Annotated in this window: 15 protein-coding genes; 5 read left to right on the top strand and 10 right to left on the bottom strand. The window is 67.2% G+C overall.

Annotation, left to right across the window (positions count from 1 at the left end; translation table 11 throughout):
- The first annotated feature begins 111 nt into the window (after positions 1-111).
- Entirely contained in the window at positions 112-1,341 is a 1,230-nt protein-coding gene (locus tag QTI17_RS14345; RefSeq protein ID WP_286533923.1) for a ribonucleotide-diphosphate reductase subunit beta, read from the top strand.
- Positions 1,342-1,538: 197 nt separating this feature from the next.
- Positions 1,539-2,018: a histone H1-like DNA-binding protein gene (locus QTI17_RS14350; protein ID WP_286523818.1), complete on the top strand. Its 480-nt coding sequence runs from the start codon at positions 1,539-1,541 to the stop codon at positions 2,016-2,018.
- 63 nt (positions 2,019-2,081) lie between these two features.
- Here QTI17_RS14350 and QTI17_RS14355 read toward each other — a convergent pair whose 3' ends face one another.
- The 7 genes from QTI17_RS14355 to QTI17_RS14385 all read right to left on the bottom strand — a co-directional run bounded on the left by QTI17_RS14355 (position 2,082) and on the right by QTI17_RS14385 (position 8,268).
- A complete protein-coding gene (locus QTI17_RS14355; protein ID WP_286533924.1) occupies positions 2,082-2,984 on the bottom strand; it encodes a carbohydrate kinase family protein in 903 nt (300 codons plus the stop codon).
- A 45-nt stretch (positions 2,985-3,029) separates the two neighbouring features.
- Positions 3,030-4,262, bottom strand: a complete 1,233-nt coding sequence (locus QTI17_RS14360) for a zinc-ribbon and DUF3426 domain-containing protein (protein WP_286533926.1) — start codon at positions 4,260-4,262, stop codon at positions 3,030-3,032.
- 44 nt (positions 4,263-4,306) lie between these two features.
- Complete coding sequence (prmA, locus tag QTI17_RS14365) at positions 4,307-5,191, bottom strand: 50S ribosomal protein L11 methyltransferase (RefSeq protein WP_286533928.1); 885 nt, start codon at positions 5,189-5,191, stop codon at positions 4,307-4,309.
- 15 nt (positions 5,192-5,206) lie between these two features.
- Positions 5,207-6,556 (bottom strand): acetyl-CoA carboxylase biotin carboxylase subunit, encoded by a 1,350-nt coding sequence (gene accC / locus QTI17_RS14370; RefSeq protein ID WP_286523824.1) that lies wholly within the window; start codon positions 6,554-6,556, stop codon positions 5,207-5,209.
- 2 nt (positions 6,557-6,558) lie between these two features.
- Positions 6,559-7,023, bottom strand: coding sequence for an acetyl-CoA carboxylase biotin carboxyl carrier protein (gene accB / locus QTI17_RS14375; protein ID WP_286533930.1), 465 nt, complete (start codon positions 7,021-7,023; stop codon positions 6,559-6,561).
- 115 nt (positions 7,024-7,138) lie between these two features.
- Positions 7,139-7,672, bottom strand: a complete 534-nt coding sequence (locus tag QTI17_RS14380) for a TlpA family protein disulfide reductase (protein ID WP_286533932.1) — start codon at positions 7,670-7,672, stop codon at positions 7,139-7,141.
- Positions 7,669-8,268, bottom strand: coding sequence for a hypothetical protein (locus tag QTI17_RS14385; RefSeq protein ID WP_286533933.1), 600 nt, complete (start codon positions 8,266-8,268; stop codon positions 7,669-7,671). Before QTI17_RS14385 ends, QTI17_RS14380 begins: the two co-directional genes overlap by 4 nt.
- A gap of 152 nt (positions 8,269-8,420) precedes the next feature.
- Here QTI17_RS14385 and mpl point away from each other — a divergent pair, with 152 nt between their 5' ends.
- Together mpl and QTI17_RS14395 are read left to right on the top strand one after the other, a co-directional pair.
- Complete coding sequence (gene mpl, locus QTI17_RS14390; protein WP_286533934.1) at positions 8,421-9,908, top strand: UDP-N-acetylmuramate:L-alanyl-gamma-D-glutamyl-meso-diaminopimelate ligase; 1,488 nt, start codon at positions 8,421-8,423, stop codon at positions 9,906-9,908.
- Between the two features lie 7 nt (positions 9,909-9,915).
- Positions 9,916-10,416: a cupin domain-containing protein gene (locus QTI17_RS14395; RefSeq protein WP_286533935.1), complete on the top strand. Its 501-nt coding sequence runs from the start codon at positions 9,916-9,918 to the stop codon at positions 10,414-10,416.
- Positions 10,417-10,440: 24 nt separating this feature from the next.
- On the opposite strand, the gene QTI17_RS14400 is transcribed toward QTI17_RS14395, so the two are convergent.
- From QTI17_RS14400 to rodA, 3 genes are all read right to left on the bottom strand, one after another.
- Positions 10,441-11,559, bottom strand: coding sequence for a 3-deoxy-7-phosphoheptulonate synthase (locus QTI17_RS14400; RefSeq protein WP_286533936.1), 1,119 nt, complete (start codon positions 11,557-11,559; stop codon positions 10,441-10,443).
- Positions 11,560-11,856: 297 nt separating this feature from the next.
- Positions 11,857-13,317 (bottom strand): metalloprotease TldD, encoded by a 1,461-nt coding sequence (gene tldD / locus QTI17_RS14405; protein WP_286533938.1) that lies wholly within the window; start codon positions 13,315-13,317, stop codon positions 11,857-11,859.
- A 34-nt stretch (positions 13,318-13,351) separates the two neighbouring features.
- A complete protein-coding gene (gene rodA, locus QTI17_RS14410) occupies positions 13,352-14,506 on the bottom strand; it encodes a rod shape-determining protein RodA (protein WP_286533939.1) in 1,155 nt (384 codons plus the stop codon).
- 80 nt (positions 14,507-14,586) lie between these two features.
- Between rodA and QTI17_RS14415 the strand changes: the two genes are divergently transcribed.
- Complete coding sequence (locus tag QTI17_RS14415; protein ID WP_286533941.1) at positions 14,587-15,177, top strand: YqiA/YcfP family alpha/beta fold hydrolase; 591 nt, start codon at positions 14,587-14,589, stop codon at positions 15,175-15,177.

Consider the following 15,177-nt stretch of genomic DNA (forward strand, 5'->3'; position numbering starts at 1 on the left):
ACAAATTGCGATGCATGCGAACAACATAACGACCACATAATTGAAGCGCGATGTGAGGAGCACTTTGCAACTCACATCGTTGCTCACATAATTTGAGCATTGGATTTTTCTATGTTGACCTGGGACGAAGAAGTCAAGCCCTCCTTGCCAAAGGATCTGCCTCAAGGATTGCGGCACCCATCGAACAGCGGCGCGCCAGTCGCCCGCTCGTCGGAGTTCCCGACTTCGCAAATTGCTCCCCAAGTTTCTTCCGCTGCGCGCACGCTCGATGACGGCGCAGCGCTGCGCCCCGCGCAGGCCGCAGTGCCCGTCGCGCCGGCCGCGCACCGCGTCAAGGCCGCCGACAAGCGCATCATCAACGGCCAGACCGACGTCAACCAGCTGGTGCCGTTCAAGTACAAGTGGGCCTGGGAAAAGTACCTCGCCACCTGCGCCAACCACTGGATGCCGCAGGAAGTGAACATGACGCGCGACATCGCGCTCTGGAAAGACCCCAACGGCCTGACCGAGGACGAGCGCCGCATCGTCAAGCGCAACCTCGGCTTCTTCGTGACCGCCGACTCGCTGGCCGCCAACAACATCGTGCTGGGCACCTACCGCCACATCACGGCGCCCGAATGCCGCCAGTTCCTGCTGCGTCAGGCCTTCGAGGAAGCGATCCACACGCACGCCTACCAGTACATCGTCGAATCGCTGGGCCTGGACGAGAGCGAGATCTTCAACGCCTACAACGAAGTGCCGTCGATCCGCGAAAAGGACCAGTTCCTGATCCCGTTCATCGACGCCATCAGCGACCCGAACTTCAAGACCGGCACCCACGAGACCGACCAGACCCTGCTGAAGTCGCTGATCGTCTTCGCCTGCCTCATGGAAGGCCTCTTCTTCTACGTCGGCTTCACGCAGATCCTCGCGCTGGGCCGCCAGAACAAGATGACCGGCGCCGCCGAGCAGTATCAGTACATCCTGCGCGACGAGTCGATGCACTGCAATTTCGGCATCGACCTGATCAACCAGCTCAAGCTCGAGAACCCGCAGCTCTGGACGGCCGAGTTCAAGGCCGAGATCAAGGCCCTCTTCATGAAGGCCGTCGAGCTCGAGTACAAGTACGCCGAAGACACCATGCCGCGTGGCGTGCTCGGCATGAACGCCTCCATGTTCAAGGGCTACCTGCGCTACATCGCCAACCGGCGCGCGCAGCAGATCGGCCTCGAAACGCTCTTCCCGAACGAAGAAAACCCCTTCCCCTGGATGAGCGAAATGATTGACCTCAAGAAGGAGCGCAACTTCTTCGAAACCCGCGTGATCGAGTATCAATCGGGCGGTGCGCTCTCCTGGGACTGAGACTTTCCGACAAGAACAAAGTGCATTCAGAAAAAGCCTTCAGCAACACACTGCACCGGAGAGTGCGGCATTGCTGAGGGCGACGGTGTTCATGGTGCTGGAATCCGTTCCAACGCCATGAATCGCTTCACGCTGACCAACATGCGTGGAGTGCTTCAAAAGGTTGATTTTTTCAACTTGATCAAGGAGAAATAGAAATGGCAACTGCAAAGAAAGCGCCGGCTAAGAAAGCCGCTGCAAAGAAGGCTCCGGCAAAGAAGGCTCCCGCCAAGAAGGTCGTAGCCAAGAAGGCGCCGGCAAAGAAGGTCGCGGCCAAGAAGGCTCCGGCGAAGAAGGTAGCGGCCAAGAAGGTCGCCGCCAAGAAGGCGCCTGCCAAGAAGGCCCCCGCCAAGAAGGTAGCAGCCAAGAAGGCCCCGGCGAAGAAGGCCCCTGCCAAGAAGGCAGCAGCCAAGAAGGCCCCGGCGAAGAAGGCCGCTGCGAAAAAGGCGCCTGCCAAGAAGGCCCCGGCGAAGAAGGCTGCGGCGAAAAAGCCCGCTGCCAAGAAAGCCGCGAAGAAGCCCGCTGCCAAGAAGGCTGCGAAGGCTCCCGCCAAGGCTGCCGTAGCGCCTGCTCCTGCTGCCCAGACCACGCTGAACCCGCAGGCTGCCTGGCCGTTCCCGACGGCCAGCAAGCCCTGAGTCTTCCAGCGGCCTTGAAGGCACAAGCCCGGCACCGAAAGGTGCCGGGCTTTTTTCATGGGGTCAGAGGCCCAGAGCGTTGCGGTCGACCTGGTAGTTCTGCGGGCCGCGCTGGGCGATCTTGAGCGCCCCCAGGTGGTTGCCCAAGGCAGCGCAACGCGCCAGCGCCCAGCCCTGCTCGAGTCCGAACAGCAAGGCGCCGCGCCAGGCGTCGCCGCAGCCGGTCGGCTCGACCACCGCCGCGGGAGTGACCGCCGGCACATGTTCGCGCTCGCCGTTCGTCCACACCTCGCAGCCCTCGGCCGCCAGCGTCACGACCAGGCCTTCGACCCGCTTCGAGATCTCCGCCAGGCTCCATCCGGTCCGCTGCGACAGCATCTTGCCCTCGTAGTCGTTGACCACCACCCAGCTCGCCAGGTCGACGAAATGCGCCAGTTCCTTGCCGTCGAACATCGGCAGGCCCTGGCCCGGATCGAAGACGAACGGGATGCCGGCCGCCTTGAACTGCTCGGCATGCTGAAGCATGGCGTCGCGGCCGTCGGGCGCGACGATGCCGAGCTTGATGTCGTCGCGCGCGGCCACCTTCGTGATGTGCGCCTGCTGCATCGCGCCCGGATGGAAGGCCGTGATCTGGTTGTTGTCACGGTCGTTCATGATCATGGCCTGGGCCGTGAAGGTATCGCCGACCTGGCGCACGAACTCGGTGCTGATGCCCAGCGTGCGCAGGCGCTCGATGTAGTCGGCGCCGTCGCTGCCGACCGTCGCCATCGGCAGCGCGGTGCCGCCGAGGGCGTTCAGGCTGTAGGCGATGTTGCCGGCGCAGCCGCCAAAGTCCCGCCGCAAGCCCGGCACCAGGAAGGACACGTTGAGGATGTGCAACTGGTCCGGCAGGATCTGGTCCGCGAACCGCCCTTCGAAAGTCATGATGGTGTCGAACGCGAGGGAACCGCAAATCACTGCTGCCATGGATGAGCCACTGGTTGGATTGAAAAAGCTGAAAGGCCGTGGCGCTCAGGGATAGAGCGCCTCGAGACGAAAGCCGGCGACCGGCGGCATCGAAGCCGCCTCGTCGCCGCTGAGGCGAAGAGCCAGCGAGGCCGAGCGCTCGGCGTGCGCCGGCAGCACCGCCGGCGCACCGAAATCGGAAGGCATGAGCACGCGCCGCACCACGGCCCGCTCCTGGGTATCGAGCAGCGACAACTCCACTGCGGGCATCGCCAGCGGCAGGGTCGCGCTGTTGCGCACCGTGAAGCCGAGGTGGAAACCGTCGCCCTCCTTGTCGCGCGCGAACGAGGCGCCGTCGATCTTGATGTCGTTGATCTGCCGCAGGGCGGTCAGCGTGCAGCCGGTGACGCGGCACAGGCCGTCGAGCAGCGGCCGCAAGGCGGGCTGGCGGGCCGCGATCAGGTCGCGCTCCTGATGCAGGACCTGCGCCAGCAGCAGCAGTGCGGCCAGCACGGCGGCAACGACCAGCGAGCGTCGCACCGCGGGTCGCCGCCAGCCGATCGGGGCTTCGTCGATGCCCAGGAAGGCCGGCAACGGCTCGGCGTCCAGCGCGGTCGCGGATGCCGCATCGGCTCTGCCCGCTGCCGGCTCGGGCTCGCTCGCGGCCTGCACCACCGGCGCGACCTCGGCCACGGCAGCGGCAGCGGCCTGCTCCTTGGCTTTCGCGCGGGCGATCTTGGCCGACTTGATGCGGGCGCGGCGCAGCGCCTTCTCGAGTTGCATGTGGCCGCTGTCGTCGGCCTCCGGCGGCGTGACCGCGCTCGCCAAAGTGGCAGGACGCGACGGCAGCGTGAGGTCGATGTCCGGGAAGGCCAGCGGCGGCGGCACGGGAGGCCGCACGGCCGTGCGCCCCTGGTCGCCGAGCAGCAGCGAATCCGCATCGGGCCACGACATGGGTCTCGGAGCAAGGAAGCCGTCAGAGGGGGCCAGCGGTGCCGGGCCCGACGCCTGTTCGTCGTCGAAGAAGTCGGTCTCGGCGATCGCTTCCGCAGGAGCGTCGGCCGTTTCGGCTGCGGTGGCCGCCGGCGGCTCCGGATCGGTGTGCGGCGGCGGCTCGCCCGGCTCCGGCGCCGCGACCGCAGGACTGGAGGAGGCCGGCGGTGTTTCCTGCAGGTCGATGGTGGCGTCGAACACCTGGCTGCAGCGTCCGCAGCGAACCCACCCGTCCGAGATGCGAAGCTGGTCCCGCACCACCTTGAAAGTGGTGTCGCACGCGGGGCAGCGGGTGACCAGGCTCATGTGGCGCCGATTGTATTGTTGCCGGAGGCAACAGCCTCGGCGTTCTACAGCCTTGCGGTCATCAGGATCCAGCCGTCCTCGCTGTCGCTGACCTCCAGCGCCGCGTAGGGCGCATAGGCGGCCTTCAGCTCGTCGGCCTGGCGCTCGAGGATGCCGGCCAGCACCAGCGCGCCGCCCGGCGCGACATGTGCGCAGAGCAGCGGAGCCAGCACCTTGAGCGGTGTCGCGAGGATGTTCGCCAGCACGACGTCGTAGCGGCCGGCCGATGCATCCGGCAGGCCGGCCATGAGCCGGACGCCGTTGGCGTCGGCATTGAGGCCGGTCGACTCGACCGCGGCCGGATCGATGTCCACCGCGTCGATGTCGGTGGCGCCGTGTTTCGCCGCGCCGATCGCGAGAATGCCCGAGCCGCAGCCGTAGTCGAGCACACGCTGGCCGGCCAGGCCGCCGCGCGTGGCGATCCAGCGCAGGCACATGCGCGTGGTCGGATGCGTCCCGGTGCCGAAGGCCAGCCCGGGATCGAGCCGGATCACCTGGCGCGCCTGCGCCGGCGGCTCGTGCCAGGTCGGCACGATCCAGAACTCGGGGGTGATCTCGACCGGCGCGAACTGCGACTGCGTCAACCGCACCCAATCCTGCTCCGGCACCTCGGCCAGGCCCAGCAGGCGGCACTCGGCGAAGAAGTCCTGCGCCTCGAGCAGCGCCGCTGCTTCGCGCGCCAGGGCCTCGGTCGCGAACAGCGCGATCACGCGCGACCGCTGCCAGCCATCCTTCGGCGGCGGCATGCCGGGCTCGCCGAACAGGGCCTGCTCGGCGTCGGTCTGGGCGTCGGCGTCCTCGACCGACACGCTGAGCGCATCGAGCGCGTCGAGCGCGTCGCTGACGGTCTCGACCAGGTCTTCAGGCGCCAGCAGGCGGAGTTCGAACATGGTTGATTCGCCCGCTCAGCGCTTGTGCGCAGCGAGCCACTCTTCCAGATAGTGGATGTTGGTGCCGCCACCCATGAACTTGGCGTCGACCATCAGCTCGCGGTGCAGCGCGATGTTGGTCTGGATGCCCTCGATCACGGTCTCGTTGAGCGCCGTGCGCATGCGCGCCATGGCCTGCTCGCGGGTATCGCCGTAGACGATGATCTTGCCGATCATCGAGTCGTAGTTCGGCGGCACGAAGTAGTTGGTGTAGACGTGGGAATCCACGCGAACGCCCGGCCCGCCCGGCGGGTGCCACATCGTGATGCGCCCCGGCGAGGGCGTGAACTTGTAGGGGTCCTCGGCGTTGATGCGGCACTCGATCGCATGGCCGCGGACCTCGATCTGGCGCTGGGTGAACGGCAGCTTCTCGCCCGCCGCCACCATGATCTGCGTCTTCACGATGTCGATGCCGGTGGTGAACTCGGTCACCGGATGCTCCACCTGCACGCGGGTGTTCATCTCGATGAAGTAGAACTCGCCGTTCTCGTAGAGGAACTCGAAGGTGCCGGCACCGCGGTAGCCGATCTTCTTGCAGGCCGCCGCGCAGCGCTCACCGATCTTCTCGATCAGCTTGCGCGGGATGCCCGGCGCCGGCGATTCCTCGATCACCTTCTGGTGGCGACGCTGCATCGAGCAGTCGCGTTCGCCGAGGTACACCGCGTTCTTGTGCTTGTCGGCGAGGATCTGGATCTCGATGTGGCGCGGGTCCTGGAGGAACTTCTCCATGTAGACCGCCGGATTGTTGAAGGCCGCGCCGGCCTCCGCCTTGGTCATCTGGATCGCGTTGACCAGCGCCGCCTCGGTGTGCACCACCCGCATGCCGCGCCCGCCGCCGCCGCCCGCGGCCTTGATGATGACCGGGTAGCCGATCGCCCGGGCGATGCGCTTGTTGGTGGCGGCGTCGTCGGAGAGCTCGCCCTCGGAGCCCGGCACGCAGGGCACGCCGGCCTTGATCATGGCCTGCTTGGCCGACACCTTGTCGCCCATGATGCGGATCGATTCGGGCGACGGGCCGATGAACTGGAAGCCGCTCTGCTCCACCCGCTCGGCGAAGTTGGCGTTCTCGCTCAGGAAGCCGTAGCCCGGATGGATCGCCTCCGAGTCGGTCACTTCGGCCGCCGAGATGATGGCGGGCATGTTCAGGTAGCTCTGCGACGACGGCGCGGGGCCGATGCATACCGCTTCCTCGGCCAGCTTGACGTACTTGGCATCGCGATCGGCTTCGGAATAAACCATCACCGCCTTGATGCCGAGTTCGCTGCAGGCGCGCTGGATTCGCAGCGCAATCTCGCCGCGGTTGGCGACCAATATCTTCTTGAACATGCTCACTCGATGATGAACAGCGGCTGGCCGTATTCGACGGCTTGGCCGTTCTCGCCGAGGATCTGGGTCACGGTGCCGGACTTGTCGGCTTCGATTTCGTTCAGGATCTTCATCGCCTCGATGATGCAGACCGTGTCGCCTTCCTTGACCTGGCTGCCGATCTCGACGAAGGCAGGAGCGCCCGGGCTGGAGGAGCGGTAGAAGGTGCCGACCATCGGCGATTTGATCGCGTGGCCGGTGGCGGCGGCCGCGGCCGGCGCGGCGGCGGGCGCAGCAGCCGCCGGTGCGCCAGCGGCCGGCTGGGCGCCGGCTGCGGCCGGCGCGGACAGCGTCTGGACATATTGGACCGGCGCGGCGACACCACCCTTGACGATGCGGACCTTGCCTTCGGCTTCGGTGATTTCCAGTTCGGAAATGTTGGATTCGGACACCAGGTCGATCAGTGTCTTGAGCTTGCGTAGATCCATGGGACTCCAGCGCCGGCTTTGCCGGTCATTTGAATGTAACTCGCCTGAAGATCCGGTTATTTCGGCGTTTCAACGCCAACTACCGGATTTGTAGGGGCTGGATTCTAGCCGCGAACTAGGCCCGTCGCCACGCTTGAAGATCGCCGGCGTCGAGCTTTCCCATTTTACGCGCCGCGATCGAGCCGCCGGCATCGATCACGAGGGTGAACGGCAGGCCGCCCGCCGTGTTGCCCATCTGCTTGACCAGATCGGTGCCCTGTAGCCCGGCCAGCCCGATCGGGTAGCTGACCGGCGTCTTGGCTAGGAACTTGCGCACCGCACTGGGCTGATCGATGGCCAATCCGACAACTTGCCAGCCGTTGGCGGCATTTTCGCGAAAGAAGGCGTCGATCATCGGCATTTCCTCGACGCAGGGCGGGCACCAGGTGGCCCAGAAATTAACCACCAGCGGCTTGCCGCGGAGACTGTCGAACACCACCTCGCCGCCCTCGGGCCGCTCGAAACGCTGGGCCCAGAAAGCCGCGTCGAGCTTCTCGCCGCCGCCCGCGCCGCGGCGCTGGGTCCACCAGGCGCCGCCGACCCCGGCGGCCGCGGCGACCAGCGCCACGCCCCCATAGAGCCAGCCTCGGCGCGTCGAGCTCGAAGTCATCCGTTGTCCTTTTCTTTTTCCATCAGCCGCCGCAGCGCCGCCAGGTTGCCGCGCGGCACCCGGCCCTGGGTGTCGGGCTTCAGCGCCCCGCGCAGGTCGTCCAGGTCGTAGACCAGCAGATGGACGCCGATCTCTTCGCCCAGCGCGCGGCTGGCGGCATGCACGCTGAGCGCCTCGACCTGCTCGCCGTGAAAGCCGGTGACCATCCGGGGCTCGTAATCGACGTGATGATCGATCAACGCGATCTCGGCCGACTTGGAGTCGTCGCAGAACAGCTGAATATAGATGTCCGACAGCCGCGTCGCGGTGCCGTGCCAGACGGCGCCGCCGACGTGGGGACGGAACTGCGCCATGCGCTCCATCCATTCGAGCGCCAGCAGGCGCAGCGCATGCAGTTCCTGCGGCTGGGTGTCGGCGCAGTAGAGCTGGATGTAGTCGCGGACCTCGGCCTCGATTTCGTCGTTGTTGGGCAGCGCGGTGCGCGCGGGCAACCCGAGATCGCGCACCGCCCGGCGCTTGGCGGGTCCGTATTCGAGCCCCTCCTCGACCACGAGGCGGGCCGCGGTGGCGGCAATTTCCTGCTTCGACGTGTCCATTGGTCCATTTTGCCCGGACTGCGCGGCTTGCAGGTGAATGGCCCCTGCGGATCCCTGGACCGCCGCCGGGCCGCTCCCAAGGCGGTCCGCGCCCCCTCGGGGGGCAGCGAGTACACGAAGTGACGGAGCGTGGGGGCTCCTAGAATCCACTGATGCACATTCACATTCTCGGCATCTGCGGCACCTTCATGGGAGGGGTGGCGGCACTTGCTCGCGAAGCCGGCCACCGGGTGACCGGCTGCGACGCCGGCGTCTATCCGCCGATGAGCGACCAATTGCGGTCGCTCGGCATCGAGCTGATCGAGGGTTTCGGCGCCGACCAGCTGGCGCTCAGGCCGGACGTCTTCGTGGTCGGCAACGTGGTCTCCCGGGTCCGGCTGGCGGATGGCAGCCCCAAGTTCCCGCTGATGGAGGCCATCCTCGACGCCGGCGCGCCCTACACCAGCGGTCCGCAATGGCTGGCCGAGCAGGTGCTGCAGGGACGCCACGTGATGGCGGTCGCCGGCACCCACGGCAAGACCACCACCACCTCGATGCTGGCCTGGATCCTCGAGCGCGCCGGCCGGGCGCCGGGCTTCCTGGTCGGCGGCGTGCCGCTCGACTTCGGCGTCTCGGCCCGGCTGGGCGGAGCGAAAGCGGCCCAGGCCGGCGCCGGGCCGCTCCCAAGGCGGCCTGCGGCCCCCTCGGGGGGCAGCGAACCACACGAAGTGGGGAGCGTGGGGGCCACATTCGTCATCGAGGCGGACGAATACGACACAGCCTTTTTCGACAAGCGCAGCAAGTTCGTCCACTACCGCCCCCGCACCGCGATCCTGAACAACCTGGAATTCGACCACGCCGACATCTTCGACGACCTGGCGGCGATCGAGCGGCAGTTCCACCACCTGGTGCGCACGGTCCCGGGCCAGGGGCGGGTGGTGGTCAACGCCACCGAGGACAGCCTGCAGCGCGTGCTGGCCCAGGGCTGCTGGAGCGAGCTCGCGCGCTTCGGCGCCGGCGGCGAATGGCAGGCCGCGGGCCCGCACGACGCCTTCGACGTGCTGCGCGGCGGCGAACGGGTCGGGCGGGTCGAATGGGCGCTGTCGGGTCTGCACAACCAGATGAACGGGCTGGCGGCGATCGTCGCCGCCGAGCATGTCGGCGTCGCGCCGGCCGAGGCCGCCGCCGCGCTGGCGAGCTTCCGGAACGTGCGGCGGCGCATGGAACTGCGCGGCAGCGTGGAGCGCGCCACGGGGACGATCACGGTCTACGACGATTTCGCCCACCATCCGACCGCGATCCGCACCACGCTCGACGGCCTGCGCCAGAAGCTCGATGCCGCCGGGCGCCGCCAGGACCGCATCCTCGCGGTGTTCGAGCCGCGCAGCAACACGATGAAGCTCGGCACCATGGCGGCCCAGCTGCCCTGGAGCCTGGAGGCCGCCGATCTGTCGTTCTGCCACAGCGGCGGCCTCGACTGGGATGCGGGCGCGGCCCTGGCACCGATGGGTGCGCGGGCCCTGGTGGCGAATGCCATCGAGCCGCTGGTCGCGCAGGTCGCGGCGGCGGCGCAACCCGGAGACCACATCGTCTGCATGAGCAACGGCGGCTTCGGCGGCGTGCACGACAAGCTGCTTTCGGCGCTGCGCGCGCCACAATGAGCGACTTATGCGCGCCCGCCAACTGATCGAGACCCTCCAGCTGCAGCCCCACCCCGAGGGCGGCTGGTACCGCGAGATGTTCCGCTCGTCGGCGCAGGTGCTGCCGGCCGACGGCCGGACGGCGCGCGATGCGCTGACCACCATCTACTTCCTGCTCGAAGCCGACCAGCATTCGCGCTGGCACCGGGTGCAGTCCGACGAGGTCTGGATCCATCTCGAAGGCGCGCCGCTGGCACTGTGGACCAGCGACGCGGCGCTGCGCACGCCGCCCGCCCACCTGCGGCTCGGCGCGGTCGACGTCCACGGCACGCGGCCCCAGCACACCGTGCCGGCCGGCCAGTGGCAGGCGGCGCGGCCGATCGTCGGGCCCGTAGGCCCCGACTACACGCTGGTGAGCTGCACCGTCGGACCGGGCTTCGACTTCGACGACTTCGCCTTCATGCAGCCCGACGGCGACGAGGCGGCGCTGCTGCGCCACCACTGGCCGGACCTGGCGGCGCTGATCTGATCGAGGTCGGCGCCGGGCGGCGCTTCACTTCCGGCGCTTCTTGACCGCCTGCGAGAGAATTTCCAGCACCTGGGTCGAATCCTCCCAGCCCAGGCAGGCATCCGTGATGCTCTGGCCGTATTCGAGCGCGTCGATCGGGTCCTTGCCGGGCGTGAACTTCTGCGCCCCGGCTTTCAGGTGGCTCTCGACCATCAGGCCGAACACGCTGTGGCTGCCGCCCGCGACCTGGTCCGCGATATCGCGCGCGACCTCGATCTGCTTCTGGTGCTGCTTGCTGCTGTTCGCGTGGCTGCAGTCGACCATCAGCTTGGGCGGCAGCTTGGCCGCCTCGAGATCCTTGCAGGCCGCCGCGACGCTGGTGGCGTCGTAGTTGGGTGCCTTGCCGCCGCGCAGGATGACGTGGCAATCGCGGTTGCCGTTGGTCTGGACGATCGCCACCTGGCCGTTCTTGTGCACCGACAGGAAGTGGTGGCCGCGCGCCGCCGCCTGGATCGCATCGGTGGCGATGCGGATGTTGCCGTCGGTGCCGTTCTTGAAGCCGATCGGCGCCGACAGGCCCGAGGCCAGTTCGCGGTGCACCTGGCTCTCGGTGGTGCGGGCACCGATCGCGCCCCAGGAGATCAGGTCGCCGATGTACTGGGGCGAGATCACGTCCAGGAACTCGCTGCCGGCCGGCAGGCCCAGGCGGTTGATGTCGATCAGCAGCTGGCGTGCGATCCGCAGGCCCTCGTCGATGCGGAAGCTCTCGTCGAGGTAGGGGTCGTTGATGAGCCCCTTCCAGCCCACCGTGGTGCGCGGCTTCTCGAAGTAGACGCGCATCACGATCTCCAGGGTGCCCGCGTACTTGTCGCGCTCGGCCTTCAGGCGGCGCGCGTAGTCGAGCGCAGCGGCCGGGTCGTGGATCGAGCAGGGACCCATGATCACCAGCAGCCGGTCGTCCTTGCCGGCCATGATCTTGTGGATCGCATGGCGGGTGCCGGTGATCAGTGATTCGACCGGCGTCCCGGCGATCGGGAAGAAGCGAATCAGATGTTCGGGGGGAGGCAACACAGTGATGTCCTTGATGCGTTCGTCGTCGGTCCGGCTGGTTTTCTCGACGTTCGCGTACCAGGTGTCGCTGGGCGGGGCGGCTTTCGTGCTCATGTGTGCTTCCTTCGATGGGTCTGGATGTCGGTGGGGCAAAAAAAAAACCGCCGGTGCTTGGGGCACCGGCGGTTTTGGGAGGTTCTGCTGTCTGCTTGCTTTACGCGCGCGCCTCTCGTCCGCCGGAGACCGGGAACCAAAAGAAGGCAAAGTAATAAGCGCGAGCTGCGGACATGGGGGTGGAATGTAGCACAGGCAGCGCGTTCACGGCTGCATTTACGAATCGGCGAAGGGATTTAGTCAGTTGAGGACAGAGCAAAAATTGCTACGCAATCTCTTGATCTGTCCCGCAAGGTCTCAGGCTGTACCGCCGACCGTCAGGCCGTCGATGCGCAATGTGGGCTGGCCGACGCCCACGGGCACGCTCTGCCCTTCCTTGCCGCAGGTGCCGACCCCCGAATCGAGCGCCATGTCATTGCCGATCATGGTCACGCGCGTGAGCGCATCGGGGCCATTGCCGACGATGGTCGCGCCCTTGACCGGGTACTGGATCTTGCCGTTCTCGACCCAGTAGGCCTCGCTGGCCGAGAACACGAACTTGCCGCTCGTGATGTCGACCTGGCCGCCGCCGAAGTTGGTGGCGTAGAGGCCCTTCTTGATGCTGGCGACAATTTCTTCCGGCACCCGGTTGCCGCCCAGCATGTAGGTGTTGGTCATGCGCGGCATCGGCGCGTGGGCATAGCTCTCGCGGCGGCCGTTGCCGGTGGGTTTGGCCTTCATGAGGCGGGCGTTGAGCGAGTCCTGGATGTAGGCCTTGAGGATGCCGTCCTCGATCAGCACGTTGCGCTGGGTCGCGTTGCCTTCGTCGTCGACATTGAGCGAGCCACGGCGGTCGGCGATGGTGCCGTCGTCGAGCACGGTCACGCCCTTGGCCGCGACGCGCTCGCCGATGCGGCCCGAGAAGGCGCTCGAGCCCTTGCGGTTGAAGTCGCCTTCGAGCCCGTGGCCGATGGCCTCGTGCAGCAGGATGCCGGGCCAGCCCGGGCCGAGCACGACGGTCATCTCGCCGGCCGGTGCCGGGCGCGAATCGAGATTGGTGAGGGCCGACTTGACCGCCTGGTCGACGTACTCGGCGATGTGCTCGTCGTCGAAGTAGGCCAGGCCGAAACGCCCGCCGCCGCCGCCGGAGCCGACTTCGCGGCGGCCGTTCTGCTCGGCGATCACGGTGACCGACAGGCGCACCAGCGGCCGCACGTCGGCCGCCAGGGTGCCGTCGGCGCGCGCCACCAGCACCACGTCGTATTCGCTCGCCAGGCCGGCCATGACCTGGGCCACGCGCGGGTCACGCGAGCGGGCCAGCTGCTCGACCTTCTCGAGCAGCTTGACCTTGGCCGTGCTGTCCAGGGTCGAGATCGGGTCGATGCCGTTGTAGAGCGAGCGGCTGCCGGCGATCTTGCGCGCCGGCGCCTTGACCCGCGCGGTCTTGCCGGCGGAGGAGATGCTGCGCACGGTGCGTGCGGCATCGAGCAGCGAGGCCTCGGAGATGTCGTCCGAATAGGCGAAGGCGGTTTTCTCGCCGCTGACCGCGCGCACCCCGACGCCCTGGTCGATGCTGAAGCTGCCGGTCTTGACGATGCCCTCTTCGAGGCTCCAGCCTTCGCTGCGCGTGTACTGGAAGTAGAGATCGGCGTCGTCCACCTTGTGCGCCTTGATCTCGGCGAGCGCACGCGACAGGTGCGATTCGTCGAGACCGAAGGGCGTGAGCAGGAGGTTCTGCGCCGTGGCGAGGCGCTCGATGGTGGGTTCGCGAGAAATCATCAAGGCATTCTAGGAGCGGAATGCCAGAAGGACGTCAGCTCTGGATCAATCGCTTGGCGCGGGATATGGACATCAGGATGCCCAGCCCCAGCCCCAGGGTGACCATCGCGGTGCCGCCGTAGCTGATGAAGGGCAGCGGCACCCCCACCACCGGCAGGATGCCGCTCACCATGCCCATGTTCACGAAGGCGTAGGTGAAGAAGATCATAGTGACCGCGCCGGCCAGCAGACGGGAGAACAGGGTCGGCGCGTCGAGCGCGATCGCCAGGCCGCGGAAGATCAGGAAGATGAAGGCGGCGATCAGCGCCAGGTTGCCGGCCAGGCCGAATTCCTCGGAGTAGGCGGCGAAGATGAAGTCGGTGGTGCGCTCGGGGATGAACTCGAGGTGGGTCTGGGTGCCCTGCATGAAGCCCTTGCCGCCGACGCCGCCGGAGCCGATGGCGATCATGCCCTGGATGATGTGGAAGCCCTTGCCGAGCGGGTCCTTGGTCGGGTCGAGCAGCGTGCAGACGCGCTGCTTCTGGTAGTCGTGCAGGATCTTCCAGTCGAAACCGTTGGCGCACAGCTGGGACTCGAAGCCGACGATCAGCGCCACCACGACCAGGCCGATCACCACCGGCGGCAAGATCAGCTTCCACGACAGGCCGGCGAAGAAAATCACGGACAGCCCGGTGGCCAGCACCAGCAGCGCGGTGCCAAGGTCGGGCTGCTTCATGATCAGGCCGACCGGCACCGCCAGCAGCAAGGTGGCGACGATGAAGTCGAGCGGCCGCAGCTGCCCCTCACGGCGCTGGAACCACCAGGACAGCATCAGCGGCATCGCGATCTTGAGGATCTCGCTGGGCTGGATCACGACGCCGACATTGATCCAGCGCTGGGCGCCCTTCTTGGTGATGCCGAACAGCGCCACCGCCACCAGCAGCGCCACGCCCAGGGTGTAGATCGGCACCGCGGCCATCATGAGGCGCTGCGGCGGCACCTGGGCCACCACGAACATGATGAAGGCGGCCAGCAGCATGTTGCGGCCGTGGTCGACGAAGCGGGTGCCATGGTCGTAGCCGGACGAATACATGGTCAGCATGCCGGCACAGCCCAGCAGCAGCACGGCGAAGGCGAGGAAGCCGTCGAAGCCCTGGAACACGGGCAACACGCGCCGTGCGAGCGAAGGTTGATTGAAGACGGCCGACATGGGGTGGGGATTATCGCCGCCCGAGGCCCTCCGGATGGGCCCCAGGGCCAATTCCGGCCCCGGTTCCGGATAATCGCCGCATGCCGCCCACCACCCACCTGCTCTATCTCCACGGCTTCCGCTCCTCGCCCCGGTCGACCAAGGCCAGCCAGATGGCGCAGCGCGTGGCCAAACTGCACCCGAACCTGCATTGGTGGTGCCCCCAGCTGCCGCCCTCGCCGCGCGAGGCGGTCGCGCTCGTGATGCGGGGCATCGCCGGCTGGCCGCGCAGTTCGATGGCGGTGGTGGGCTCGTCGCTCGGCGGCTTCTACGCCACATATGTAACAGCCACCACCTATTGCCGGGCGGTGCTGCTGAACCCGGCGGTCGACCCGGCGCGCGACCTGGTGCGTCACATCGGCGACCAGACGCTCTGGCACGACCCGTCCGAGCATTTCCACTTCCGCCCCGAATACATCGCCGAGCTGCGTGCGCTCGAGGTCGGGCCGCTGGACCGGCCGGAGCAGGTCTTCGCGGTCATCGCCAAGGGCGACGAAGTGCTCGACTGGCGCGACATGTCGGACCGCTACCCGGGCAGCCGGATCAAGCTCCTCGAAGGCGGCGACCACGCGCTGTCGGACTTCGAGGCCCAGCACCTGGACGAGGTTCTGGCCTTCATCGACCCTGTCTGA

The organism is Variovorax sp. J31P179, from assembly GCF_030316985.1.
Lineage (GTDB): Bacteria > Pseudomonadota > Gammaproteobacteria > Burkholderiales > Burkholderiaceae_C > Variovorax > Variovorax ginsengisoli_B.

What these genes read in the sequence shown, in the direction of transcription:
- QTI17_RS14345 (WP_286533923.1), top strand. Translation starts at nt 112, where the DNA reads ATGTTGACCTGGGACGAAGAAGTCAAGCCCTCCTTGCCAAAGGATCTG.
- QTI17_RS14350 (WP_286523818.1), top strand. Translation starts at nt 1,539, where the DNA reads ATGGCAACTGCAAAGAAAGCGCCGGCTAAGAAAGCCGCTGCAAAGAAG.
- QTI17_RS14355 (WP_286533924.1), bottom strand. Translation starts at nt 2,984, where the DNA reads ATGGCAGCAGTGATTTGCGGTTCCCTCGCGTTCGACACCATCATGACT.
- QTI17_RS14360 (WP_286533926.1), bottom strand. Translation starts at nt 4,262, where the DNA reads ATGAGCCTGGTCACCCGCTGCCCCGCGTGCGACACCACTTTCAAGGTG.
- prmA (WP_286533928.1), bottom strand. Translation starts at nt 5,191, where the DNA reads ATGTTCGAACTCCGCCTGCTGGCGCCTGAAGACCTGGTCGAGACCGTC.
- accC (WP_286523824.1), bottom strand. Translation starts at nt 6,556, where the DNA reads ATGTTCAAGAAGATATTGGTCGCCAACCGCGGCGAGATTGCGCTGCGA.
- accB (WP_286533930.1), bottom strand. Translation starts at nt 7,023, where the DNA reads ATGGATCTACGCAAGCTCAAGACACTGATCGACCTGGTGTCCGAATCC.
- QTI17_RS14380 (WP_286533932.1), bottom strand. Translation starts at nt 7,672, where the DNA reads ATGACTTCGAGCTCGACGCGCCGAGGCTGGCTCTATGGGGGCGTGGCG.
- QTI17_RS14385 (WP_286533933.1), bottom strand. Translation starts at nt 8,268, where the DNA reads ATGGACACGTCGAAGCAGGAAATTGCCGCCACCGCGGCCCGCCTCGTG.
- mpl (WP_286533934.1), top strand. Translation starts at nt 8,421, where the DNA reads ATGCACATTCACATTCTCGGCATCTGCGGCACCTTCATGGGAGGGGTG.
- QTI17_RS14395 (WP_286533935.1), top strand. Translation starts at nt 9,916, where the DNA reads ATGCGCGCCCGCCAACTGATCGAGACCCTCCAGCTGCAGCCCCACCCC.
- QTI17_RS14400 (WP_286533936.1), bottom strand. Translation starts at nt 11,559, where the DNA reads ATGAGCACGAAAGCCGCCCCGCCCAGCGACACCTGGTACGCGAACGTC.
- tldD (WP_286533938.1), bottom strand. Translation starts at nt 13,317, where the DNA reads ATGATTTCTCGCGAACCCACCATCGAGCGCCTCGCCACGGCGCAGAAC.
- rodA (WP_286533939.1), bottom strand. Translation starts at nt 14,506, where the DNA reads ATGTCGGCCGTCTTCAATCAACCTTCGCTCGCACGGCGCGTGTTGCCC.
- QTI17_RS14415 (WP_286533941.1), top strand. Translation starts at nt 14,587, where the DNA reads ATGCCGCCCACCACCCACCTGCTCTATCTCCACGGCTTCCGCTCCTCG.